Origin of the sequence: Pseudomonas sp. URIL14HWK12:I6 (assembly GCF_000514195.1) — a bacterium.
Classification (GTDB): domain Bacteria; phylum Pseudomonadota; class Gammaproteobacteria; order Pseudomonadales; family Pseudomonadaceae; genus Aquipseudomonas; species Aquipseudomonas putida_A.
The window spans coordinates 34305-59541 of the sequence record NZ_AZVL01000018.1; the positions used below are offsets into that span (position 1 = coordinate 34305).

Annotated in this window: 11 protein-coding genes; 7 read left to right on the top strand and 4 right to left on the bottom strand. The window is 62.7% G+C overall.

The features are described 5' to 3' along the window. Positions 1-31: 31 nt before the first annotated feature. Positions 32-13030, bottom strand: a complete 12999-nt coding sequence (locus H043_RS0120425) for a non-ribosomal peptide synthetase (protein ID WP_027613401.1) — start codon at positions 13028-13030, stop codon at positions 32-34. Between the two features lie 370 nt (positions 13031-13400). On the opposite strand from H043_RS0120425, the gene H043_RS0120430 reads away from it, so the two are divergent. Further along, positions 13401-13955 (top strand): RNA polymerase factor sigma-70, encoded by a 555-nt coding sequence (locus H043_RS0120430; protein WP_027613402.1) that lies wholly within the window; start codon positions 13401-13403, stop codon positions 13953-13955. Between the two features lie 134 nt (positions 13956-14089). Here the strand turns inward: H043_RS0120430 and H043_RS0120435 are convergent, their stop codons facing one another. The 3 genes from H043_RS0120435 to H043_RS0120445 form a co-directional block, all read right to left on the bottom strand. Beyond that, complete coding sequence (locus H043_RS0120435; RefSeq protein ID WP_027613403.1) at positions 14090-15103, bottom strand: GNAT family N-acetyltransferase; 1014 nt, start codon at positions 15101-15103, stop codon at positions 14090-14092. Between the two features lie 79 nt (positions 15104-15182). After that, entirely contained in the window at positions 15183-15980 is a 798-nt protein-coding gene (locus tag H043_RS0120440; protein ID WP_027613404.1) for an ABC transporter substrate-binding protein, read from the bottom strand. A 92-nt stretch (positions 15981-16072) separates the two neighbouring features. Beyond that, on the bottom strand, positions 16073-16696 hold the full coding sequence (locus H043_RS0120445) for a TetR/AcrR family transcriptional regulator (protein WP_027613405.1): 624 nt from the start codon (positions 16694-16696) through the stop codon (positions 16073-16075). Between the two features lie 183 nt (positions 16697-16879). Between H043_RS0120445 and H043_RS0120450 the strand changes: the two genes are divergently transcribed. The 6 genes from H043_RS0120450 to H043_RS0120475 all read left to right on the top strand — a co-directional run bounded on the left by H043_RS0120450 (position 16880) and on the right by H043_RS0120475 (position 25226). Next, positions 16880-18670: an acyclic terpene utilization AtuA family protein gene (locus H043_RS0120450; protein WP_027613406.1), complete on the top strand. Its 1791-nt coding sequence runs from the start codon at positions 16880-16882 to the stop codon at positions 18668-18670. A 12-nt stretch (positions 18671-18682) separates the two neighbouring features. Next, on the top strand, positions 18683-19552 hold the full coding sequence (locus H043_RS0120455) for an SDR family oxidoreductase (RefSeq protein ID WP_027613407.1): 870 nt from the start codon (positions 18683-18685) through the stop codon (positions 19550-19552). Between the two features lie 3 nt (positions 19553-19555). After that, a complete protein-coding gene (atuC, locus tag H043_RS0120460) occupies positions 19556-21172 on the top strand; it encodes a geranyl-CoA carboxylase subunit beta (RefSeq protein ID WP_027613408.1) in 1617 nt (538 codons plus the stop codon). A 30-nt stretch (positions 21173-21202) separates the two neighbouring features. Continuing rightward, a complete protein-coding gene (gene atuD, locus H043_RS0120465; protein ID WP_027613409.1) occupies positions 21203-22360 on the top strand; it encodes a citronellyl-CoA dehydrogenase in 1158 nt (385 codons plus the stop codon). Then, positions 22357-23154, top strand: coding sequence for an enoyl-CoA hydratase/isomerase family protein (locus tag H043_RS0120470; RefSeq protein ID WP_027613410.1), 798 nt, complete (start codon positions 22357-22359; stop codon positions 23152-23154). Before atuD ends, H043_RS0120470 begins: the two co-directional genes overlap by 4 nt. Positions 23155-23264: 110 nt before the next feature. Further along, positions 23265-25226, top strand: a complete 1962-nt coding sequence (locus H043_RS0120475; protein WP_027613411.1) for an acetyl/propionyl/methylcrotonyl-CoA carboxylase subunit alpha — start codon at positions 23265-23267, stop codon at positions 25224-25226. Positions 25227-25237: the final 11 nt, after the last annotated feature.

Below are 25237 nucleotides of genomic sequence, written 5' to 3' on the forward strand. Positions count from 1 at the left end.
CTCGCGAAGGGGCCGGTACAGACGCCGAAGATTACAAGCCCTCCAGCTCCGCCATCAGATCATTCAAGCGATCCACTTTATCCTCGGTCATGTCACTCGCCGCCAGGCCTTCGATGTACTCGGCCAGTTCCTGCACCGTGCTGCACTCGAACATCGCCCGCAACGGCACATCGCGTTGCAGGGTTTTCTGCACCCGCGAGGCGATCTGCGTAGCCAGCAACGAATGCCCGCCCAGTTCGAAGAAGTTGTCGCGCACGCCGACCTTGTCGACCTTGAGCACTTCGGCCCAGATGTCGGCCAGGGTCTGCTCCAGTTCGTTGCGCGGGGCCAGGTAATCCTCGCTCTGCAACTGACCGATCTCCAGCGCCGGCAAGGCCTTGCGGTCGAGTTTGCCGTTGGCGTTGTGCGGCAACTGATCCAGCCACAACCAGTGCAGCGGCACCATGTATTCCGGCAGTTCGCTGCGCAGGCGTTGCTTGATCCGCTCCAGACGTTCGCTCGGGTTGAGCGCCGAATCCGCCGCGACCAGATAGCCAACCAGGTGCTTGCCATTCACGCCTTCCTGCACGCCGACCGCCGCATCGCGGACTTCCGGTTGTTCGTGCAGACGCGCTTCGATTTCACCCAGTTCGATGCGGTAACCGCGAATCTTCACCTGATGGTCAACCCGGCCAACGTACTCCAGCACCCCGTCACTGCGCCGCCGCGCGAGGTCACCGGTGCGATACAGACGCTCGCCCGGCGCGCCGAACGGGTTCGGCACAAATACCGGCGCGGTGCGCAGCGGATCGCTGACGTAACCGCGACCGACACCGGTCCCGGCCACGCACAACTCACCCACCGCGCCCAGCGGCACCAGTTCCAGCGCGCCATCGACCAGATACAGCAAGTTGTTGTCGGTCGGCGTACCGATCGGCAAATAGCTGCCGCGAGTCGAAGCCATGTCCACACGGAAGAACGCCACGTCATCGGAGCATTCCGCCGGGCCGTAAGCGTTGACCAGACCGATCTGCGGATAACGCAGCAGCCACTGGTGCGCCAGTTCCGGCGGCATGGCTTCACCGGTCGGCAGCATCCAGCGCAGGCCGTCGAGGCTCAGGCGATCAGAAGAGAGCATGCCTTGAATCAGCGACGGCACACTCTCGAGCACGGTGATGCCCTGCGCCTGCACATGCACCAGCAGACCCTGCGGATCGTGAGCGATAGTGTTCGGCACGATGTCCACCCGCGCCCCGAACAGCGGCGCGGCAAGGAACTGCCAGACCGAAATATCGAAGCTTTGCGAAGCGGTCTGCGCGATCACGTCGGCGTCCGTCAGTTGCAGGTACGGCACCTTGCTCAACTGGTTGTTGAGCATGCCGCGCTGCTCGACCATTACGCCTTTCGGCAACCCGGTCGAACCCGAGGTGTAGATCACGTAGGCCAGGTTGTCCGGGCCACTGTAGATCCCCGGGTTCTGCAGCGATGTCGCCAGCGCCTGCACTTCTTCCCAGACCAACAGCCGTGGACGGTTGGCGCAGCTGAACTCATCGAGCAAAGTCTGCGCCTGTTCGCGGCAGGCCTCGCTGCACACCAGCACCGGCGTGCGGCTCAGCTCGATGATCCGCTGCAGACGCTGGCTCGGCAGGCCCGGATCCAGCGGCAGGTAACCGGCACCGGCCTTGAAGCTGCCGATGATCATCCCCAAAAGATCCAGATTACGTTCGGCGAGCAACGCTACCGGTTGATCCAACTGCACCCCGGCGGCGACCAGTGCATGGCCGAGGCGGTTGGCGTTGAGGTTGAGCTCGGCATAGCTCTGTTGCTGATCAAGGCAAGTGGCGGCGATGCGCTGCGGATGCGCCGCGACCTGCGCTTCGAACAGCGCCACGTAGCTCTGCTCCAGCGGATAATCGTGCGCGCTCTGGTTGCAGCCGTGCAGCAAGAATTCCTGCTCATCAAAGCCCAGCAGCGGCAGGTCAGCCATGTCGCCATGGAAGCCATCGACCAATGCCAGCAGCAGGCGCTTGAACTCACCGAGCATGCGCTCGATCGTCGATTCGTCGAAGTAGCGCTGGTCATAGGACAGATGCAGGCCGAGGTCATCGCCCGGGTAGCACACCGCCGTCAGCGGGAAGTTGGTGTGGGTACGACCAGAGTCCGACGTAGCGTTGAGACTCTGCGCTCGGTCCAGCACCGAGACTTCCACTGGCGCGTTCTCGAACACGAACAGACTGTCGAACAGCGGTTGGCCTTTCGGCAATTCGCTCTGCTCCTGGATGTTCACCAGCGGCAGGTATTCGTACTCGCGCAGCTGCATGTTGCTGTCGAGCAGAGCGCTCAACCACTGGCGCACACTGGCACGCTGATCGTCCTCAGGCATTTTCACCCGCAGCGCGATGCTGTTGATGAACAGGCCGACGGTGCGCTGCATTTCCGGCATTTCCACCGGGCGCCCGGCCACGGTGACGCCGAACAGCACGTCGCGATCACCGCTCAGGCGGCGCAATACCAGAGCCCATGCCGCTTGAGCGAAGGTGTTGATGGTCAGTTGATGGGCCTGGGCCAGCTCACGCAGACGGGCGCCATCCTCAACGTTGAGACGGGTATAGCGGTCACCAACGATCATGCCGCCGCTTTCGCCGGCGTGTTCGCGCAGGAACGGTCGGTCGCTCGGGATCGGCGTGGTGCGTTCAAAACCTTGCAGGTTCTGCTGCCACCACTGACGTGCCTCGGCCAGGCTCTGGCGTTGCAGCCAGCCGATGTAGTCGCGGTAACGCGGCGGCACCGACAACTGTGCTTCGCGACCTTCACCGAGGGCGGTGTAGATCTCGAAGAAATCGTTCATCAGCAGCGAACGACACCAGGCATCGATCAGGATGTGGTGGTTGCTCATCATGAACCAGTAACGCGCCGCGCCGACCTTGATCAGGCGCAGGTGGAACGGTGCCTGATTGAGCAGATCGAACCCGGCCTCACGCTCGCTTTTCAGCAGCGCTTGCAGCTTCGGTTCTTGCTCGTCCTCGGCGATGGCGCTCCAGTCCAGGTACTCGATCGGCGTACGACCCGGGGTGTGGATCACTTGCAGCATGTCTTCGCCGACGTTCCAGCAGAACGACGCACGCAGCGCTTCATGACGGGCGACCACCGCTTGCCAGGCTTGGGCGAAACGCTCGGGATCGAGCTCGCTGTTGATCCGGTAGCGATCCTGCATGTAGTACAGACCGGTGCCCGGTTCGAGCAAGGTGTGCAGCAACATGCCTTCCTGCATCGGCGTCAGCGGATAGACGTCTTCGATCTGCGCCGCCGGCACCGGCAGTGCATCGAGTTGCGCCTGGGTCAATTTCGCCAGCGGGAAGTCCGAAGGCGTCAGGCCACCGGCCGTGTCTTGCAGGCAATGTTCGATCAGGCTTTGCAGCTCGCCGAGGTAGGCGTCGGCCAGATCGTTGATGGTTTGCGCCTCGTAGCGCTCGGCACTGAAAGTCCAGCGCAGCAGCAGTTCGCCGCCGTACACCTGACTGTCGATGCTCAACTCGTTTGGCAACGGCGCCTGCGGATCGTGGGCCGCACCGACCGGCTCATCCAGCGGACGGAACAGCGCATCGCTGGCGAAACTCTGGTCGAACTGGCCGAGGTAGTTGAAGGTCACCGGAGCATTCGGCAACGCCGCCATGCTGCGCTGACTGAGGTCATCGGCCAGATAACGCAACACGCCATAACCGAGGCCTTTGTGCGGCACCGCGCGCAGTTGTTCCTTGATCGCCTTGATCGAAGCGCCCTGCCCGGCGGCCTCTTCGATGTTGTGCGGGGTCAGGCGTAATGGATAGGCGCTGGTGAACCAGCCGACGGTGCGGGTCAGGTCGATCTCGTCGAACAGGGTTTCGCGGCCGTGGCCTTCCAGTTGAATCAGTGCCGACGGCTGCCCGCTCCAGCGGCACAGCACGCGGGCCAGCGCGGTCAGCAGCAGATCGTTGACCTGCGTGCGGTAGGCGCGCGGTGCCTGTTGCAGCAGTTGTTGGGTACGCTCGGCATCCAGGCGCACGCTGACGGTTTGCGCGTGACGATTCTGCTGTCCGCCCTGCGGGTTTTCGCACGGCAGCTCGGCGTTCTGCCCGGCCAGTTGCGTCTGCCACCAGTTCAGTTCTTCACGCAACGATTCGCTGCCGGCATAGGCCTGCAAACGTGCAGCCCAGTCTTTGAAGGCACTGGTTTTTGCCGGCAGTTTTACCGACTGTTCGGCGTCGAGCTGGCGATACACGGTTTGCAGGTCGTCGAGCAATACGCGCCACGACACACCGTCGACCACCAGGTGATGGATCGCAATAAACAGGCGTTGCTGCCCTTCGGGACCATCGACCAGCAAGGCGCGCAGCAGCGGGCCGTTCTGCAGATCGAGACTGCGCTGGGCATCAGCGAACAGCGCTGCGCACTGGTCCATCGCCGCCACCCGCACCTGCCACAACACCTCGGCGTCGGACACCGGTTGATGCGTTGCTTGCCATTGATCGTTGACCTGAGTGAAGCGCAGACGCAAAGCATCGTGCTGCTCGATCACAGCCAGCAGCGCCTGCTCCAGACGATGCGGTTCCAGCGCCACACTCGGCTCCAGCAGCAGCGCCTGGTTCCAGTGCTGACGCTCAGGAATATCAGTGTCGAAGAACCAGTGTTGAATCGGCGTCATCGCCGACTCACCGACCACCAGTCCCTGCTCGGCAGTGACTTGCTCGCTGCGGCTGGCCACGGCGGCGAGGGTCTGCACGGTCTGATGCTGGAACAGATCCCGCGGGCTGAAATGAATGCCCTGCTGCCGCGCACGACTGACCACTTGAATCGACAGGATCGAGTCGCCGCCGAGTTCGAAGAAGTTGTCGTTGAGCCCGACCTGCTCGACGTTAAGCACCTCGCACCAGATCTGTGCCAGGGTCTGCTCCAGCTCATTGCTCGGCGCGACGTAGTCCTGACGGTTCAACTCCGGATCCGGTGCCGGCAAGGCGCGGCGGTCGAGTTTGCCGTTGGCGGTCAGCGGCATGCTCGCCAGCAGGATCAGGTGCGTCGGCACCATGTAGTCCGGCAGTTGTGCCTTGAGGTGCGACTTCAGTGCTTCACGCAGTTCGGCCTGTTGCGCTTCGCCTTGCTCGGCAACTTCGCTGACCAGGTAGCCCACCAGTTGCTTGCCGCTCGGCGCATCCAGCGCCAGCACCACCGCTTCGCGGATCGAGTGGTGATCGAGCAGACGGGTTTCGATCTCACCCAACTCGATACGGAAACCGCGAATCTTCACCTGATGGTCGATCCGCCCCAGGTACTCCACCAACCCATCGGCACGCTGGCGCACCAAGTCGCCGGTGCGGTACATGCGTCCACCATCGGCGGCAAACGGGTCTGCCACGAAACGCTCGGCGCTGATGCCCGGACGGTCGTGATAGCCCTGCGCCAGACCGGCGCCGCCGACGAACAATTCACCGGTCGCGCCTTGCGGCACCAACGCCAGATCGGCATCGAGAATGTACGCCACGCGGTCACCGATCACGCTGCCGATCGGCACGCTGCCGGCGCCCTCTTCCAGCACTTCCGGGGCGAGACCGGCCAATGGCATGACCACGGTTTCAGTCGGGCCATAGGCGTTGAAGAACAGACTCGGTTTGAACGCAGCACGAATCCGTTGCAGGTGCTCGCCAGTCAGCGCTTCGCCGCCGGTGATGATCATCCGCACCGGCAGAGTTTCATTCTGCGTGGCGAGGAACTGCGCCAGCTGGCTGCCGTAGCTCGGGGTGAAGCCGAGCACATTGATCCGGTGGGTGCGGATCAACCCGCAGATTTCTTCCGCGTCCCACTGCCCTTGCGCTCGCAGCACCACTTGCGCGCCGCTGAGCAACGGCACCAGCAGACGCTCGGTGGCGGCGTCGAAGTTGATCGAATAGAAGTGCAGTTCGCAGTCGTCCGCACGCATGCCGAAACGTTCGATCACGGCCTGGCAATGCATGGCGATTTCACCGTGGGACACCACCACGCCTTTCGGTTTGCCGGTCGAACCCGAGGTGTAAATCAGATAGGCCTGATGCTGCGGCAGGCTGATAAAAGGCAACTCGCTGACCGGGTAATCCACCAGCGCCGCGCTGTCATCTTCCAGGCACCAGCGCGCCACGCTCGACGGCAAATCGCCGAGGGCGTTGAACATCGCGCGGTCACTGAGCAGCAGACCGATGCGGCTGTCTTCGATCATGTAGTGCAGGCGATCGAGCGGGTATTCCGGGTCCAGCGGCACGTAAGCGCCGCCCGCCTTGAGGATCGCCAGTAGGCCGACGACCATTTCCAGCGAGCGCTCCAGCGCCAGACCGACCCGCACTTGCGGGCCGACCCCACGCTCACGCAGGGCCCAGGCCAGGCGATTGGCGCGGGCATCAAGTTCCGCGTAGCTCAGGGTCTGGCCGGCGAAGGTCAGGGCCGGGGCGTCTTTGCGCGCCAGTGCCTGCTCGGCGAACAGATGATGGATGCACTGATCGAGACGACGCTCGCCCGGTTCAACGCCGAGGCTGTCGAGCAACTGCTGTTGTTCAGTCGGGGCGAGCAGCGGCAACTGGCTCAGACGCTGTTGCGGATCGGCGATCAACGCTTCCAGCAGGTTGCGCCAATGCTGGGCCATGCGCGCGATGGTCGGTTCGTCGAACAGGTCGGTGCTGTAGGTCAGGCAGCAACCGAGGCGATGATCGAGGTCGGTGACTTCCAGGTTGAGGTCGAACTTGGTCGCCCGCGCATCGTTGGCCAGGTACTCGACGGTCATCCCGGCGAGCATGCGGCTCTGCTGGAATTCCCAGCGCTGCACGTTGCACATCACCTGGAACAACGGGTTGTACGCCGCGCTGCGTGGTGGTTGCAGCGCTTCGACCAGATGATCGAACGGCAGGTCCTGATGCGACTGGCCTTCGATAACGGTGTGGCGCACTTGCTCGAACAGTTCGCCGACCGACATCTGGCCGTCGAGCTGGCAACGCAGCACCTGGGTATTGAGGAATGCGCCGATCAGCCCTTCGCTTTCCGGACGAATCCGGTTGGCCACCGGCGCGCCGATGCGCAGGTCGGTCTGGCCGCTGTAGCGGTAGAGCAAGGTGGCGAGCGCAGCGGTCATGGTCATGAACAGGGTCAGACCGTTTTGCGCATTGAACGCGCGAACGCGAGCGGCGAGATCATCACTGAGGTCGAAACGGAACAGCTCACCCTGATGGCTTTGCACCGGCGGACGCGGACGATCGCCGGGCAGTTCCAGCAGCGGATGTTCGCGACCGAGTTGCGCAGTCCAGTAGTCGAGCTGGCGCTGACGTTCACCTGACTCCAGCCACTGCCGTTGCCAGACGCTGTAATCGAGGTACTGCACCGGCAACGCTTCAAGCGGCGAATCGCGCTCATCGACAAAGGCTTCGTACAGCGCGCTGAGCTCGCGGGCAAAAATATCCATCGCCCAGCCTTCGGTGACGATGTGATGCAGGGTCAGCACGAAGTAATGCTCGTGCTCGGCGGTCTTCACCAGACAGGCGCGCAGCAGCGGGCCGCTTTCCAGGTCGAACGGCAGATGCGCTTCGTCATCGGCCAGTTGCTGGACGTTCTGTTCACGCTGGTCAGCCGGCAGTTTCGAGAAATCTTTCCAACCCATGCGCACGCCGGTTTCGGCATGCACCTGTTGACGGGCCACGCCATCGACGCTCGGGAACGTGGTACGCAGGGTTTCGTGGCGCAGGATCAGCGCCTGCAAGGCTGCCTCGAAATGCTCGACGTGCAACACGCCGCGCAGGCGCGCCATGCCGCCGACGTTGTACGCCGGGCTGTCCGGCTCCATCTGCCAGAGGAACCACATGCGCTGTTGCGAGTACGACAACGGCACCGGTTTGCTGCGATCGACTTTGGCAATCGGCGGCTGTTGGTTGGTCTGGCCGCTGGCCTGGATCAGGCGGATCTGTTCGGCGAAATCGCCGAGTTCGCTGTGCTCGAACAAGGCACGCAACGGTAGCTCGACGTCACAGGCCTGACGGCTGCGCGAGATGATTTGTGTGGCCAGCAACGAGTGTCCGCCGAGGGCGAAGAAGTCGTCGCGCAGACCGATCCGTGGCAGACCCAGCACTTCACGCCAGATCGCGGCGATCTGTTGCTCCAGCTCAGTGACCGGTTCGACGTGTTCACGCACCTGCCACTGCGGCTCAGGCAAGGCGCGACGGTCGAGTTTGCCGCTTGGGCTGAGGGGCATTGCGTCCAGGCGCATCAGTTGCGCCGGGACCATGTATTCCGGCAGCTCGGAGGCCAGCGCGTTTTTCAGGCGGGCGATCTGTGCGTCCTGATCTTCGCTGGCGTCGGCGGCAGTGAAATAGCCGATCAGTTGCGCGCCGGCTGCGGTTTCCCGTACCAGCACCACGGCCTGGGCGACGCCGTTTTGCGCCAGCAGCCGTGCTTCGATTTCTTCCGGTTCAACGCGGAAACCACGCAGTTTGACCTGCTGATCGAGGCGCCCGAGGTATTCGATCACGCCGTCCGAGGTCCAACGTGCACGGTCGCCGGTGCGGTACAAACGTGCGCCCTGCTCGCCCAACGGGTCGACCACAAAGCGCTCGGCCGTCAGCGCCGGACGACCGAGGTAACCCCGGGCCAGACCGATGCCGCTGATGCACAGTTCACCCGGCACACCGGCCGGCACGGGATTGAGATCGGCGTCGAGCACGCGGCAGATCACGTTGCCCAGCGGCCGGCCAATTGGCGAACGCTCACCGTCGTCCGTGGTGCAGTGCCAGTGGGTGACGTTGATCGCGGTTTCGGTCGGGCCGTAACGGTTGTGCAGTTGCACCGCCGGCAGCTGCGCCAGCACGCGGTTGCGCAGTTCCGCCGGCAGCGCTTCACCGCCGGAGAACACCCGGCGCAGGCTGGTGCATTCGGCGCTCAGCGGCTCGTCGATGAACAGCGCAAGCAACGGCGGCACAAAGTGCAGCGTGGTCACACCGTATTCCTGCACCAGTTGCGCGATGCGATGCGGATCACGGTGTTCGCCGGGGCCGGCGATCAGCAGACGCGCGCCAGTGATCAGCGGCCAGAAGCATTCCCACACCGACACGTCGAAACTGATCGGCGCCTTTTGCATCAGCACGTCGCTGTCGTTCAGGCGATAGCTGTTCTGCATCCATTGCAGACGTTCGGCCAATGCAGCGTGGGTGTTGCCGACGCCTTTCGGTTGGCCGGTGGAGCCGGAGGTGTAAATCACGTAGGCGAGATTGTCGCCGTGCAGGTGCAGACCCGGCGCCTGGCTCGGCCAGTTCTCCAGATGCAGCGCGTCCATGGCGATGACGCTGACGCCGTCACTGGCTGGCAGACGGTCGAGCAATGCAGTCTGAGTCAGCAGCAGCTCGACACCGCTGTCGCTGAGCATGTAAGCCAAGCGCTCGGCCGGATAATCCGGATCCAGCGGCACATAAGCGCCACCGGCCTTGATGATCGCCAGCAGGCCGATCAGCAGTTGCGGCGAACGCTCGGCGGCAATCGCCACGCACACGTCCGGGCCGACACCTTTGTCGCGCAGATAGTGCGCGAGGCGGTTGGCCTGGGCGTGCAATTCGGCGAAGTCGAGGCTACCTCCGTCCCACACCAGCGCGGTGCGTTCCGGGGTCCGCCGCGCCTGTTCGTTGAGCAGCTCCGGCAGCCATTGCTGCGCCGGGGTGCACGGGGCGACGCTCCATGCCTGTTGCTGCTCGTGCTCACACGGAGTGAGCAATGGCAGGTCGCCGATCGCCTGTTGCGGCTGCTCGCAGACCGCGCGCAGCAGGTTGCTGAAGTGTTCGGCCAGACGCTCGATGGTCGCCGCGTCGAACAGTTCATCGGCGTAGTCGAAGGACAAGGTCAGTCGCCCGTTGCGATCCTCTTCACTGTGCAGTTGCAGGTCGAACTTGGCCTCGCGGCTGTGCCACGGCAACTCTTCGGCGAGCAGGCCCGGCAGGCGTTTGAGCGCACTCAAGTCGCGTTGCTGGTGGTTGAACATGACCTGGAACAGACCTTGTTCGCGAGCCTGCGGGAACGCTTCGAGCAGTTGTTCGAACGGCAGATCCTGATGGGCCTGCGCACCCAGTGCAGCCTCGCGGGTCTGCGCCAGCAACTCGACAAACGATAGCCGCGAATCAACCTCGGCACGCAGCACCTGAGTGTTGATGAAGAAGCCGATCAAGCCCTGGGTTTCCAGGCGCGGACGGTTGGCGTTGGGGATGCCGATGCGGATATCGCGCTGACCGCTGTAGCGGTGCAGCAGGCTCTGGAACGCCGAAAGCAACAGCATGAACGGCGTCGATTGATGCGCCTGCGCGGTCTGCTTGATCGCATCACTGAGGCTGACGCCGAGGCGCACGCTGTGGCGCGCGGCGCTGTGCAATTGTCTGGCTGAACGCGGGTGGTCGGTGGCCAGTTCCAGCACCGGATGTTCGTCGCCCAGTTGCGCTTTCCAGTACGCCAGTTGTCGCTCGCCCTCACCTTGCGCCAGCCACTGGCGCTGCCAACTGCCGTAGTCGGCGTATTGGGTGGGCAGCGGCGCGAGTTCGGCGCGCTGGCCTTGGGATGCCGCAGCGTACAGGCGCGAGAATTCGTCGATCAGCACGTTCAGCGACCAGCCGTCGGCGATGATGTGATGCAGCGTCACCAGAAGCTGATGATCTTCATCGTCGAGGCGTACGAGTGTCACCCACAGCAGCGGGCCTTTTTCCAGATCGAACTGAGTGCGCGCCTCGTCCTCGCGGATCTGTTGCGCGCGGGCTTCACGTTCGTGCGCCGGCAGGTCGCTGATGTCGATCAGTTGCAGGTTGAATTCAGGTGCGGCGTCGACTTGTTGCAGCGCTACGCCGTCGCGCTCGAAGAAGCGCGTGCGCAGCGATTCGTGACGCTCGATGAGTTGCTGAAAGCTGGCGCGCAACGCGTCTTCGTCCAGCTCGCCGCGCAGACGCAGGGCGCCGGGGATGTTGTAGGCGCTGCTGTGCGGGTCGAGTTGCCAGGTGATCCACAGTCGGTTTTGCGCCAGCGATTGCGGCAGTGCTTGCGTGCGCGACAACGCAGTGATTGCGCCTTGGGCGCTGCCGCCGTCCTGTTGCTGTTGCGCGACCGCAGCGGCGAATTCGGACAGGGTCGGCGCTTCAAACAGCAGGCGCAGGTTCAGCTCCAGCGCCAGTTCTTCGCGGACCCGGGCGATCACTTGCGTGGCGGCAATCGAGTTGCCGCCGAGCAGGAAGAAGTGGTCGTCGGCGCCGACTTGTCTGACGTTTAGTTGCTCGGCCCAGATCTTGCCGATTAGCGTTTCCAGCTCCGAAGCTGCCAGGCTCGATTCGCTACTTTGCACCTCGGCGGACGGGAACACCGCGTAGCTGTCGAGGCTGCCATCGGCCAGACGATTGCGGCACGCCGAGCGTTGCAGCTTGCCGCTGGAAGTCTTCGGCAGCGCGCCCGGGTTGAGCAGCACCACCACGCTTGGCGCTTCCTGATAGGCCTCGGCCACCGCTTGGCGAATGGCTTTGATCAGCGCTTCGGGCGGCAGGATTTTCTGCACGCTGCGGCTGATTTCTGCGGCGATGCCAATGCCTTCTTCACCGCCCTGATTGACCGCGAATGCCGCGACGCGACCTTTGCGCACCACTTCCACTTCACGCTCGACGGTTTGCTCGATGTCCTGCGGATAGAGGTTGTGACCGCGCACGATCAGCAGGTCTTTCAGGCGCCCGGTGATGAACAGTTCACCGTCGCGGATGAAGCCCAGATCGCCAGTGCGCAGCCAGGTGCGACCGGCGTGCTGGACAAAGGTCTTGGCGCTGGCCTCGGGGTTGCGCCAGTAGCCGTGAGCGATGCTCGGCCCGGCGGCCCAGACTTCACCGACGAGGTTGTCAGCCAGTTCATTCAGCGTCACCGGCTCGACGATCAGCACCGCGTGCTCCGGCTGGCTGATGCCGCAACTCATGATCGGGCTGCCGTCGCCCGGCTCGGCGCGGTTTTGCGCCAGTGCCTGATCATCGACGCGTAGCGCAGGAATGCCGGTGCCCCGTGGTGTGCCGGCGACGAACAGGGTCGCCTCGGCCAGACCATAGGAGGCCATGAAGCTGTCTTCGCTGAAGCCGCACGGGGTGAACTTCTCGGCGAAGCGCTCAAGGGTATCGAGACGGATCGGTTCGGAGCCGGAATAGGCCACGCGCCAGCGGCTCAGGTCGAGGCGCTCCAGCGCCGATTCGCTGACCCGCTCGCTGCACAGACGATAGGCAAAATCCGGCCCGCCGCTGATGGTGCCGCCGTATTGGCTGATCGCTTCAAGCCAGCGCAACGGGCGACCGAGGAAGTACGCCGGTGACATCAGGATGCACGGCACGCCGCTGAAAATCGGTTGCAGCAATCCGCCGATCAGGCCCATGTCGTGGTACAGCGGCAGCCAGCTGACGATCACATCGTCAGGGTTCACATCGATGCCGAAACCGTGGCGAATCAGCAGCTCGTTGGCCACCAGATTACCGTGGCTGACCTGCACGCCTTTGGGCAGCGCGGTGGAGCCGGAGGTGTATTGCAGGAAGGCGATGTGGTCTTGCGGCAGAGCCGGTTCGACCCAGCGCTCGGCCAGGGCGTTGTCGAGGGTATCGACGCACAACAACGGCGGCGCGCCGTCGATTTGTTGCAAGGCATCGCGCAGGTCGGCACTGGTCAGCAGCAGGCGCGGTTCGGCGTCGGCAATGATCGACAGCAGGCGTTCCTGGTGATGCCGACGGGCGGACTCCGGCGGATAGGCCGGCACTGCGATCACCCCGGCGTACAGGCAACCGAAAAACGCCGCGACGTAATCCGCGCCGCTGGGAAACAGCAGCACCGCGCGATCACCGAACTCAGCCTGGGCCTGCAGCGCGGCAGCAATGGTGCGCGCGCGTTGATCGAGTTCGCGGTAACTGAGCACCACGCCCTGCTCCTCGGTTTCGGCGAGAAAGCGCAGGGCCAGGCGATCCGGCGTCTGTGCCGCGCGGCGCTGGAGGGCTTGGACCAGAGTGCTGGGGAGTTCGAACGCGTCGGTCATGAGGTTTCCTGCCTGAATTCGGCTTGCTAAGTGGAATCGAGTTGCTGCGTCACGCCGATCGAGGGCGTGCAGGGCGCGGTCTGTGCCGACCGCGCAAGGCATCGGAATGCTGTCTGGCCGGGGCTCGGTACCCGGAACCATTCACCAATGAGAACGGATGACGTCTTGAAATAATTAGTCGGCAGGCTGGATCGCCAACGGGGGCTGGGGTGTGGCGGTGTGTCGCAGTTCTCGATTCGCACCTTTACGGAGCATTAGTTCTCTTTCTCAATTGACAATCATTATCATTCAACATAATTTGTCGCTCGATGTGTAGGACGGCCCCGTCCCCCAGGCGTCCCACTAACCTATTGGCAGCAAGGTGATTTCCATGACGGAACAAGTATCCACAAGCAGGTGCGATTCACCGCTACTTCAGGCCTTCGTCGACAATCGACTGATTCTGGTGAAGATTGCAGCGCGCATTACCGGCTGCCGTTCACGCGCCGAAGATGTGGTGCAGGATGCGTTCTTCCGCTTGCAGTCGGCCCCGCCGATCACGTCGTCGATCAAGGCGCAATTGAGTTATCTGTTCCAGATCGTGCGCAACCTCGCCATCGATCACTACCGCAAACAGGCGCTGGAACAGAAGTACTCAGGCCCGGAAGAGGAAGGGTTGAATGTGGTCATTCAGGGCGCTTCGCCGGAAACCTCGCATATCAACTTCTCGACGCTGGAACACATTGCCGACGCGCTGACCGAACTGCCCAGCCGCACCCGCTACGCCTTCGAGATGTACCGTCTGCACGGCGTGCCGCAAAAGGACATCGCCAAGGAACTCGGCGTCTCGCCAACCCTGGTCAATTTCATGATTCGCGATGCGCTGGTGCACTGCCGCAAGGTGTCGGGCAGTCGCGGGGATGCGGCTTCGATGGGTCGTCGTTAATCAGCGAAATCGTGGTAACCCCATTCGCGAGCAGGCTCGCTCCCACATTTGTCCTGTGTATGCAGAACCTGTGTGGGAGCGAGCCTGCTCGCGAATGCGGCCTCAAGATCACGTAGATCTTTGAGGCCTGAACCTCAGGCCAGCTTGCACCGATCAAAAAACCGCTCACGCCCCAGAATCATCAACGCCGCACGCTTGTGCGGAAAGTCGAATTCCTTCTCGCAGTGGAAGCACTGATTCTGCATGTGGCCGATCATCTTCGCGTTGTCGGCACGCGGTTCGGCGACCACGCGCTGGGTACGCGGATCATCCAGAAACAGATAGTGCACCAGGGCCGACAACCAGCTCGCGACCTTGTGCGGGCCACGGTGATTCTCTTCCCCCACCAGCATGTGAATGCCACGGTCGTAATTGTCGACATCATAGAACGGCGCGATACGGTCTTCCTTGGCCCAGTAGGCCTCGAAATAGGCAAACGGCTGATCGTCGAAACAGCCGATCAACGTCAGCGTGTGCGGATCGGCGTCGAGCTTGCTCAGGTATTCGCGATGCTGCTCAAGACTGCCCTCCTCCTGCCAGAAACTGGCGACACGTGGACTGTTCTGCCAGCGATTGAAACGCGCCAGATCCTGCTCGATCTCCACCGTGCGCAGGGAGATCCACGCCCCGAGGCGTGCATCGAAACGTCGATAGACTTCGCCGCGCGGCTTGACCGGACGCAGCGGATGGCGCTTGCCCTGGCTGATCACCATTTGTTGTGGGTAGCTGCCGCTCAGCGATGTACCGAGCCATGGCTGCGGCAATTGCCAGAACAGGGTGCGTTCGCAGCGGTATTCGCCGGCCACTTCGGTGCTGACCAGCAAGCCGCTGAGCAAGGCTTCGGTGGGCGGCTGGTCCAGTTGCCAGAGCAATTGCTGACGCTCCGGCTCACGGGCGAACAACCAGTAACAGGCCGCCCACAACGCCAGGCCGGGCGGCAGGGCAAAACGCTCATCGAGCTGAATCGGGCCGGTGCCGTCACGATTCAGACGCAAGCGAACCAGCGGTTGCCCGTCCAGGCTCAGGCTCAGACGGCTTTCAGTAGCATCGGCTACCAGTTCACTGCCCGAAGGCAAGGCCAGGGCAGTCAGGTCATTCAGATTGGACATGGGTCGGGCTCACGATAATCGTCGACAGTTCAACGATGGGACGTGAGCCGCACGGGAAAATTTAGCCGGCGGGGTGAAATCAGTGTTGCGGTACCGGTACCAGAGCGATCTTGTATGGCTCGAAAATCTTCAGCATCTGTCCGTTGTCCCGCAGCTCCTGCAACAATTTGCCAAACGCCTCACCGGTGATCGGCGCGGCCGGGCGCAAAATGGAGTAATGGTGATAAACCTGATCGATGCGCTGCGACACCAGCAACTTGTCGGCCACCTTTTCGTTGCGTTTCAGGTAGTCGAACAGGTAAGAGCGCGTGACCAAGGCGATGTCGGCGCGCCCGCGCAGCACCATCAACAGGTTGCTGTCATGGGAATAGGTCAACGTGGCCTTGAACGTATCCGCGAGAAATTTGGGGTCGGCGTTGAAATTGGCGAACTCGTAGTGATAACCGCTGTACAGCGCCAGCCGCTTGCCCTTGAGGTCCGAGAAGTAATCCTGCTGCCGACCCTCTTCGCGTTGCGCGACGAAAATCTCGGCATCTTCCAGACCCATATCGACCGTGGTGTGTGGAATGTCCTTCCAGCCCCACTCCGGGTTTTCGAAAATCGCCATGTCGGTGCGCCCTTCCTTCAAGTCACCGAAACGCCGGGGAATCGAGGTCGGTACCAGGACAAACTGATACTCCGTCTGCAACGCATTCAGCGCTTCGACCAATTCCGGCAGCAGACCGGTGTCGGCTCCGTTTTCCGGGCGGATGGTGTAAGGCGGAAAGTGCGCGGCGCCCACTCGAACCAGTTGCGCCGCCTGCGCAGGCAACCCTGAAAATGCCGTCAGCGCGACGAGTACCAGCCCCGTGGCCGTCCGAATTGGCGAAGACTTCAAAACACCCCACTCCCCGAAAAAATACCGATCAATGCATTCAAGCTAGGCGGTTTCGCCCAGTTAGCCAGTTTCCTGACCTGTTGGAACGTGGGTTAACGCTCTTCGAGCACCAGAATCAGCGCTTCATCGGCCAACTGATCGAGGCTCAGGCTGCCGCCGGCACGAAACCAGGTGGTGGTCCAGGACAGCGCGCCAGTGAGAAAACGTCGGGTAATGAATACATCGCCACGGATAAACCCCGCCTCCTTGGCTTCGCCCAGCACCTGCAACCAGAGGTCTTCATAGACATCGCGCAGGGCCAGCACCCGGGCCTGACCTTCTTCGGACAGCGAACGCCATTCATAGACCAGCACCGCCATGGCTTCGCCGCTGCCGCCCATGATCGACTGCAACTCGCAGCGAATCAGCGCCAGCACCCGCTCGCGCACGTTACTGGCTTCGGCCAACGCGGCGCGCATCAACGCGGTGTTGTAACGGATGGTTTCTTCCATCACCGCCCGAAGGATTTCATCCTTGCTTTTGAAGTGATGAAAAATGCTCCCGGACTGGATCCCCACCGCCCCGGCCAGATCGCGCACGGTGGTGCGTTCATAACCCTTGTTGCGGAACAGGTGAGCCGCCACTTGCAGCAGTTTGCCGCGGGCGCTGTCAGGGTCGGTCAACTGGCCTTGGTCGACCAGTTCGCGCATGACCCTCAGGGCTTTTTGCTCGTCCACCCGTTCTCTCCTACAGTCGATCAGTCTGTTGCCCCCTGAACACGCAGGGTTGCGCGCAATTTAAGCCGCGGGCCGCAACCAAGCAAGCGCTTGGGCAGAAGATATTTCAGTGGTTTACAAACCAAGCGCTTGCTTGGTAGCCTCCAGACACTTCTGTCGCAGGTTCCTGAGTCGGAGATAAAAATGCCCACCACCGTTCGGATCGGATGCGCCAGCGCATTCTGGGGTGACACCAGTACCGCCGCCGCACAACTTGTGGCCGGCGGGCAGCTGGATTATCTGGTGTTCGATTACCTGGCCGAAATCACCCTGTCGATCATGGCCGGCGCCCGTATGAAAGATCCGCAGGCCGGATTCGCCGGGGACTTCGTTGAGGTGCTCGCGCCGCTGCTGCCGCAACTGGCTGAACAGAAAATCCGCGTCATCAGCAATGCCGGCGGGATCAATCCAAAAGCCTGTGCCGCCGCCCTGCAAGCCGCCTGCGACAAGGCCGGGGTCAAGCTGAAAATCGCCGTGCTGCTCGGCGATGACCTGCAACCGCAATTCAAGCAACTTGCCGCCCAAGGCATCCACGAAATGTTCAACGGCACGCCGCTGCCGCCGATGTGCGTATCGACCAACGCCTACCTCGGCGCACCGGGCATCGTCGAAGCCCTGCGCCTGGGTGCCGACATCGTCATCACCGGGCGCGTGGTCGACAGCGCGGTGGTCAGTGCGGCGCTGGTGCATGAATTCGGCTGGGCGTGGCACGACTACGACAAACTGGCCCAGGCCGCGCTCGCCGGGCACATCATCGAATGCGGCGCGCAATGCACCGGGGGCAATTTCACCGACTGGCGCGACGTGCCGGACTACGAACACATCGGTTTTCCCATCGTTGAAGTCAGTGCCGATGGCCAGTTCATCGTGAGCAAACCCGAAGGCTCCGGCGGGTTGGTGACGCCGCTGACCGTTGGCGAGCAGATGCTCTATGAAATCGGTGATCCACAGGCCTATCTGTTGCCGGATGTAGTCTGCGATTTCACTCAAGTGAAACTGCAGCAACAGGGCAAAAACGCCGTGCACGTCCACGGAGCCAAAGGCCTGCCGCCCAGCGATAAATACAAGGTCAGCGCAACTTACCCGGACGGTTTCCGCTGCACCGCCAGTTGCCTGATCGCCGGCATCGATGCGGTGGACAAGGCGCGCCGCGTCAGTCAGGCAATCATCGACAAGACTGCAGAAATGTTCAGCCAGCGCGGCTGGCCACCCTACAGCGAAGTCAACATTGAACTGCTCGGCAGCGAAGCCACATACGGCCCTCACGGCCAGCGTCGGGACAGCCGCGAGGTGGTGATCAAACTTGCGGTGCGCCATCCACTGAAACCGGCGCTGATCCTGTTCTCCCGGGAAATCGCCCAGGCTGCCACCGGCATGGCACCGGGACTGACGGGAATCGTCGGCGGACGGCCGACGGTATACCCGCTGATCCGGCTATTCTCGTTCCTGATCGATAAAACCGCCTGTACCCTGCACATCGACATGGCCGGTGAACAGCATCCCTGCGCCCTCCCCGCGCAAAGGCCGCTCGACAGCCATGACCTGCCAACCCCCGACCAGCCACCCAAACCCCAGGGCCGCGCCGACGCCAGTGTGCCGTTGGTGAAACTGGCGGTGGCGCGCTCCGGTGACAAGGGCAACCACAGCAACATCGGTGTCCTGCCGCGTCGACCGGAATACCTGCCATGGATCGCCGAAGCGCTGACGCCAGCGGTGATCGTCGACTGGATGCGCCATGTGCTCGACCCGATTCACGGCCGGGTAGAACGCTGGTACCTGCCCGGCACCCACAGCCTGAATTTTCTGCTGGAGAACGCGCTTGGCGGCGGAGGCGTGGCGAGTCTGCGCATCGATCCCCAGGGCAAGGCCTTCGCTCAGCAACTGCTGGAAATCCAGATCCCGGTGCCGCAGAGCATCGCCGAACAACTCGACTAGAGGTTGGGCTTCATGGCTTACGCATCGATTTTCAAAGCCGATCTGTTCAGCGGCCAGACCATCATCGTCACCGGTGGCGGCAGTGGCATCGGCCGTTGCACCGCGCATGAACTGGCGGCGCTCGGCGCCACTGTGCTGCTGGTCGGGCGCAAACCGGAGAAGCTGCAAAAGGTCGCCGCCGAAATCAGCGAAGACGGCGGCCGCGCCCATTGGCAGGCCTGCGACATCCGTGATGAGGACGCGGTGAAACAACTGGTCACTGAGTTGATCACCGAACACGGGCCGATCCACGGTCTGGTCAACAATGCCGGCGGCCAGTACCCATCACCACTGGCCGCGATCAATCAGAAAGGCTTTGAAACCGTATTGCGCACCAACCTGGTCGGCGGCTTCCTGATGGCCCGGGAAGTGTTCAACCAGTCGATGAGCAAACACGGCGGCAACATCGTCAACATGCTTGCCGACATGTGGGGCGGCATGCCCGGCATGGGCCACTCGGGCGCGGCACGTTCGGGGATGGACAACTTCACCAAAACCGCCGCGTTCGAGTGGGGGTACGCCGGGGTGCGGGTCAATGCGGTGGCGCCGGGCTGGATCGCATCCAGCGGCATGGACACTTATGAAGGCGCGTTCAAAGCGGTGATCCCGACCCTGCGCGAACACGTGCCACTCAAACGCATCGGTACCGAATCGGAGGTCAGTGCGGCGATCGTTTTTCTGCTCAGCCCGGCGGCGGCGTTCATCAGCGGCAGCACCTTGAAAATCGATGGTGCGGCCAGTCTCGGCAGCCGCGCATGGCCGTTGCACAAGGCAAGCCACAGCGAGTCGTTCAACGGTTTCCATCGGGCGTACCTGCCCGACGTGCTCAAGGACAAGGAGTAAGCCATGCCGCAGATCCAGTCCCAACTCGATCCGCACAGTGAAGCTTTCGCGCGCAACTGCGCGGCGATGCTCACGGCCATCGAGCAAGTCCAGCAACTGGAACAGAACCTGCTGAACAAGGCTGCCGAAGCCAAGGGCAAATTCGACAAGCGCGGGCAACTGCTGCCCCGCGAACGCCTGAACCTGCTGCTCGACCCCGGTGCGCCGTTCCTCGAACTGGCGAGTCTGGCCGGCTACAAGCTGCACGACGACAAGGACGGCAGCGCTGCAGGTGGCGGCCTGATCGCCGGCATCGGTTACGTGTCCGGCATACGGGCGATGGTGGTGGCCAACAACAGCGCGATCAAGGGCGGCACGATCTCCCCCACCGGCCTGAAAAAATCCCTGCGGCTGCAACAGATCGCCCTGGAAAACAAACTGCCGGTGATCACTCTGGCAGAGAGCGGCGGCGCCAACCTCAATTATGCGGCGGAGATATTCGTCGAAGGCGCACGCAGTTTTGCCAATCAGGCGCGGATGTCGGCCATGGGTTTGCCGCAGATTACCGTGGTGCACGGCTCGGCGACGGCCGGTGGCGCCTATCAACCGGGGCTGTCGGATTACGTGGTGGTGGTGCGCGGCAAGGCCAAGCTATTTCTTGCCGGGCCGCCACTGCTCAAAGCCGCGACGGGCGAGGTCGCCACCGATGAAGAGCTGGGCGGCGCCGAGATGCACGCGCAGGTCGCCGGCACCGCCGAGTATCTGGCCGAGAACGATGCCGACGGCGTGCGCCTGGTCCGCGAGATCCTGCGCATGCTGCCGTGGAACGAGCAACTGCCGTGGCTGCCCGAGCCGCAATACAAGGCGCCGCTGTACCCGATCGACGAGCTGCTCGGGCTGATTCCCGACGACCCGAAGAAGCCCTACGACGTGCGCGAAATCGTTGCGCGGATTGCCGATGAATCGGAGTTTCTCGAATTCAAGGGCGAGTTCGATCAGCAAACCATCTGCGGCCAGTTGAAAATCCACGGTCGCGCCTGCGGCTTGATCGGCAACAACGGCCCGATCACGCCGGCCGGGGCGAGCAAGGCTGCACAGTTCATTCAACTGTGCGATCAGAGCCAGACGCCGCTGCTGTTCTTCCACAACACCACCGGTTTTATGGTCGGCACCGAGTCCGAGCAGCAAGGCGTGATCAAACACGGCTCTAAACTGATTCAAGCGGTGGCCAATGCGCGAGTGCCTAAACTGACGATTGTCGTCGGTGGCTCCTACGGTGCCGGCAACTATGCGATGTGCGGACGCGGTCTCGATCCACGTTTCATCTTCGCCTGGCCCAACAGCCGCACCGCGGTGATGGGCGGCGCGCAGGCCGGCAAGGTGTTGCGCATCGTCACCGAGGCCAAACAGCTCAAGGAAGGCCTGGTCCCGGACCCGAAAATGCTCGACATGCTCGAACAGGTCACCGCGCAGAAACTCGACAGCCAGTCCACCGCGCTCTATGGCAGCGCCAACCTGTGGGACGACGGCCTGATCGACCCACGCGATACCCGCACCCTGCTCGGATACCTGCTGGATATCTGCCATGAAGCTGACATCCGCACGCTGCAACCCAACAGCTTCGGCGTCAGCCGCTTCTGACTGCCACGGATCCCAAGGAGAACAATAAAAATGATCTTCACCCCGGAACACGAAGCACTGCGCCGCACCGTCCGCCAATTCGTCGAGCACGAAATCAACCCGCACGTCGATGAATGGGAAAAGGCCGGACGCTTTCCAATCCATGAGATTTTCCGCAAGGCCGGCGACCTCGGACTGCTGGGGATTTCCAAGCCGGAAAAATTCGGCGGCATGGGCCTCGACTACAGCTATTCGATTGTCGCCGCCGAAGAGTTCGGCACTATCCACTGCGGCGGCATTCCGATGTCGATCGGCGTGCAGACCGACATGTGCACCCCGGCGCTGGCCCGTTTCGGCTCCGATGAATTGCGCGACGAATTCCTCCGTCCGGCGATCACCGGCGAGCAGGTCGGTTGCATCGGCGTCTCGGAAGTCGGTGCCGGCTCCGACGTCGCCGGACTCAAGACCAGCGCGCGCAAGGACGGCGACGACTACGTGATCAACGGCAGCAAGATGTGGATCACCAACTCGCCGAGCGCCGATTTCATCTGCCTGCTGGCCAACACCTCGGACGACAAGCCGCACATCAACAAGTCGCTGATCATGGTGCCGATGAACACCCCGGGCATCAGCCTCAGCTCGCACCTGGACAAGCTCGGTATGCGCAGCTCGGAAACCGCCCAGGTGTTTTTCGATAACGTGCGTGTGCCGCAGCGCAACCGCATCGGCCACGAAGGCGCCGGGTTCATGATGCAGATGCTGCAGTTCCAGGAAGAACGCCTGTTCGGCGCGGCGAACATGATCAAGGGTCTGGAATATTGCGTCGACAGCACCATCGAGTACTGCAAGGAACGCAAGACCTTCGGCAACGCGCTGATCGACAATCAGGTGATCCACTTCCGCCTCGCCGAATTGCAGACCGAAATCGAATGCCTGCGGGCGCTGGTCTATCAGGCCACTGAGCAATATGTGAAAGGTCAGGACGTCACACGTCTGGCATCGATGGCCAAGCTCAAGGCCGGGCGTCTCGGCCGTGAAGTCAGCGACAGCTGCCTGCAATATTGGGGCGGCATGGGCTTCATGTGGGACAACCCGGTAGCCCGCGCCTATCGCGATGTGCGGCTGGTGTCGATCGGCGGCGGCGCCGACGAAATCATGCTGGGGATCATCTGCAAACTGATGGGCATTCTGCCGGGAAAAAAGAAATGAGCCCCCTGCCCGACTGCCAGACTCTGCTGCTGGAACTGCACGGCGGCGTGCTGCACATCACCCTCAATCGCCCGGACAGCCGCAATGCGATGAGCCTGCAAATGGTCGCCGAACTGCGCGCGGTATTGGCGGCGGTGCGCGATGACCGCGGGGTTCGCGCTCTGGTCCTCAGCGGTGCCGGTGGGCATTTCTGTGCGGGTGGCGACATCAAGGACATGGCTAATGCCCGTGCCCAAGGCGCCGACGCTTACCGCGAGTTGAACCGCGCCTTTGGAGCTCTGCTGCAAGAAGCTCAGGACGCACCACAAGTGCTGATCACCGTTTTACAGGGCGCAGTGCTCGGTGGTGGTTTCGGGCTGGCATGTGTCAGCGATATCGCGATGGCCGACCATCAAGCGCAGTTCGGTCTGCCGGAAACCAGCCTCGGTTTGCTGCCAGCGCAGATCGCGCCATTCGTGGTGCAGCGCATCGGCCTGACCGAGACCCGCCGACTGGCGCTGACTGCGGCGCGTTTCGACGGCCATCAGGCGCGGCGGTTGGGGCTGGTGCATTTCGTCGAGCAGGATCCGCAGGCACTGGCAGAACGCCTCGACGAAGTGCTCGACCATGTTTTGTGCTGCGCGCCCGAAGCGAATGCGGCGACCAAAAAGCTGTTGCTCGCCAGTGCCGGGCAGCCTTCGAGTGAATTGCTGGATGAAGCGGCGCGGTGGTTCAGCGAAGCGGTGACCGGGGCCGAAGGGATCGAGGGCACCATGGCTTTCGTGCAAAAGCGCAAACCGCGATGGGCCCCTTAAAAGCTTCGCGAGCAGGCTCGCTCCCACAGACGGAACGCATTCCAAAATGTGGGAGCGGGCTTGCTCGCGAAGAGGCCAGCACCGACACCGCAAATTCCGAGGGAACAGCCATGCCCGCCATCCACAAAATCCTGATCGCCAACCGCGGTGAAATCGCCTGCCGCATCCAGCGCACCGCCCAGGCCCTCGGCTATCGCACCGTCGCCGTATTCAGCGATGCCGACGCCGATGCCCTGCACGTGCAGATGGCCGATCAAGCGGTGAACATCGGTGCCGCACCGGTGCAACAGTCCTATCTGAACATCCCGGCGATCCTTGACGCCGCACGCCGCAGCGGTGCCGACGCGATCCACCCAGGCTACGGCTTTCTCTCGGAAAACGCCGAATTCGCCCGCGCCTGCGCTGAGGTCGGCTTGACCTTTATCGGCCCCAGCGCCGAGGCCATCGAGCTGATGGGCAGCAAGCGCCTGTCGAAAATCGCCATGCTCGAAGCAGGCGTACCGTGTATTGCCGGCTATCAAGGCGCCGCGCAGGACGACGCCACTCTGTTGCGTGAAGCCGAGCGCATCGGCTACCCGCTGATGATCAAGGCCAGTGCTGGCGGCGGTGGACGCGGCATGCGTCTGGTGCACAGCAGCGAGGAATTGCCGGCGCAATTGCGCACCGCCCGCTCCGAAGCGCTGAACGGTTTCGGCAGTGATGAACTGATCCTCGAACAGGCGCTGATCGAACCACGGCACGTCGAGGTACAACTGTTCGGCGATAGCCATGGCAACCTGATCTACCTCGGCGAGCGCGATTGCTCGGTGCAGCGCCGCCATCAGAAAGTCGTCGAGGAAGCACCCTGCCCGGTGATGACCCGCGAGTTGCGCCAGGCCATGGGCGAAGCGGCATTGAAGGCTGGCCGAGCGGTGAATTACGTCGGTGCCGGCACCGTCGAGTTTCTGCTCGATGCCCGTGGGCAGTTCTACTTTCTGGAAATGAACACGCGTTTGCAGGTCGAGCATCCGGTGACCGAACTGATCACCGGGCAGGATCTGGTCGCCTGGCAACTGGCCGTCGCCGAGGGGCAGCCGCTGCCGTTGACTCAGGATCAGGTCGCGCTGAACGGCCACGCCATGGAGGTGCGTCTGTATGCCGAAGATCCGACGCAGAATTTCCTGCCGCAGACCGGTCGTGTACAGGCCTGGGAACCGGCGTTGGGTCCGGGGGCACGGATCGATCATGGCTTGCTCGAAGGTCAGTCGATCAGCCCGTTTTATGATCCGATGCTCGGCAAACTGATCGCCCACGGCGCCACCCGCGAAGAGGCACGGCGCAAGCTGCTGCGCGCGGTGCAGGACAGCGTGCTGCTCGGCGTTCAGAGCAACCAGCGTTTGCTGGTCAGCCTGCTGCAGCATCCGCAGTTCATCAGCGGCGAATTCAGTACCGCGTTCATTGCTCAGCATTTCACTGACCACCCATGCCTGCACACTTACGCCCCCACCGCCGAGGAGCTGGCCATCGCCGCCGTGCTGTTTTATCAGGCTGGCGCGCAGGCGCATCGTGCGCCGCTCAAGGGCTGGCGCAACAATGTCGGCGCGCCGCTCAATTACCGCCTCGGGCTTGAACAGCAGGACTGGACCGTGCAACTGCTTGCGGACGGGGATGACCGCTTCACCGTGAACGTGATGCAGCGCGCACTGGTACTGACCGTCATCAATTGCGACGAGCGCGCGGTGACACTGGAAGTCGACGGCCTGCGCCAGCGTCACGCCTACCGGATCGATGACGAAGAACTCTGGCTGTTCACCCACCCCGGCAACCTGCGCCTGGAGGATCGAACTCATGCGCTGATCAGCAGTCAGAGCAGCGTCAGCTCCGGCACACTGAAAGCGCCGATGGACGGTGCCATCGTCGACGTGCTGGTCAGCGAAGGCAGCCCGGTCAGCAAGGGTCAGTTGCTGGTGGTGCTGGAGGCAATGAAAATGGAGCATCCGCTCAAGGCCGGCATCGACGGCGTGCTCAAGCGGGTGCAGGTCAAGGTCGGCGATCAGGTAAAAAATCGTCAGGTTCTGTTGCAGGTCGAGTGAGTCGCCAGGCG

Excerpts from the sequence above, each read along its gene's own strand:
- H043_RS0120475 (WP_027613411.1), top strand. The coding sequence starts at position 23,265 with ATGCCCGCCATCCACAAAATCCTGATCGCCAACCGCGGTGAAATCGCC.
- H043_RS0120450 (WP_027613406.1), top strand. The coding sequence starts at position 16,880 with ATGCCCACCACCGTTCGGATCGGATGCGCCAGCGCATTCTGGGGTGAC.
- H043_RS0120455 (WP_027613407.1), top strand. The coding sequence starts at position 18,683 with ATGGCTTACGCATCGATTTTCAAAGCCGATCTGTTCAGCGGCCAGACC.
- H043_RS0120470 (WP_027613410.1), top strand. The coding sequence starts at position 22,357 with ATGAGCCCCCTGCCCGACTGCCAGACTCTGCTGCTGGAACTGCACGGC.
- atuC (WP_027613408.1), top strand. The coding sequence starts at position 19,556 with ATGCCGCAGATCCAGTCCCAACTCGATCCGCACAGTGAAGCTTTCGCG.
- atuD (WP_027613409.1), top strand. The coding sequence starts at position 21,203 with ATGATCTTCACCCCGGAACACGAAGCACTGCGCCGCACCGTCCGCCAA.
- H043_RS0120425 (WP_027613401.1), bottom strand. The coding sequence starts at position 13,030 with ATGACCGACGCGTTCGAACTCCCCAGCACTCTGGTCCAAGCCCTCCAG.
- H043_RS0120430 (WP_027613402.1), top strand. The coding sequence starts at position 13,401 with ATGACGGAACAAGTATCCACAAGCAGGTGCGATTCACCGCTACTTCAG.
- H043_RS0120435 (WP_027613403.1), bottom strand. The coding sequence starts at position 15,103 with ATGTCCAATCTGAATGACCTGACTGCCCTGGCCTTGCCTTCGGGCAGT.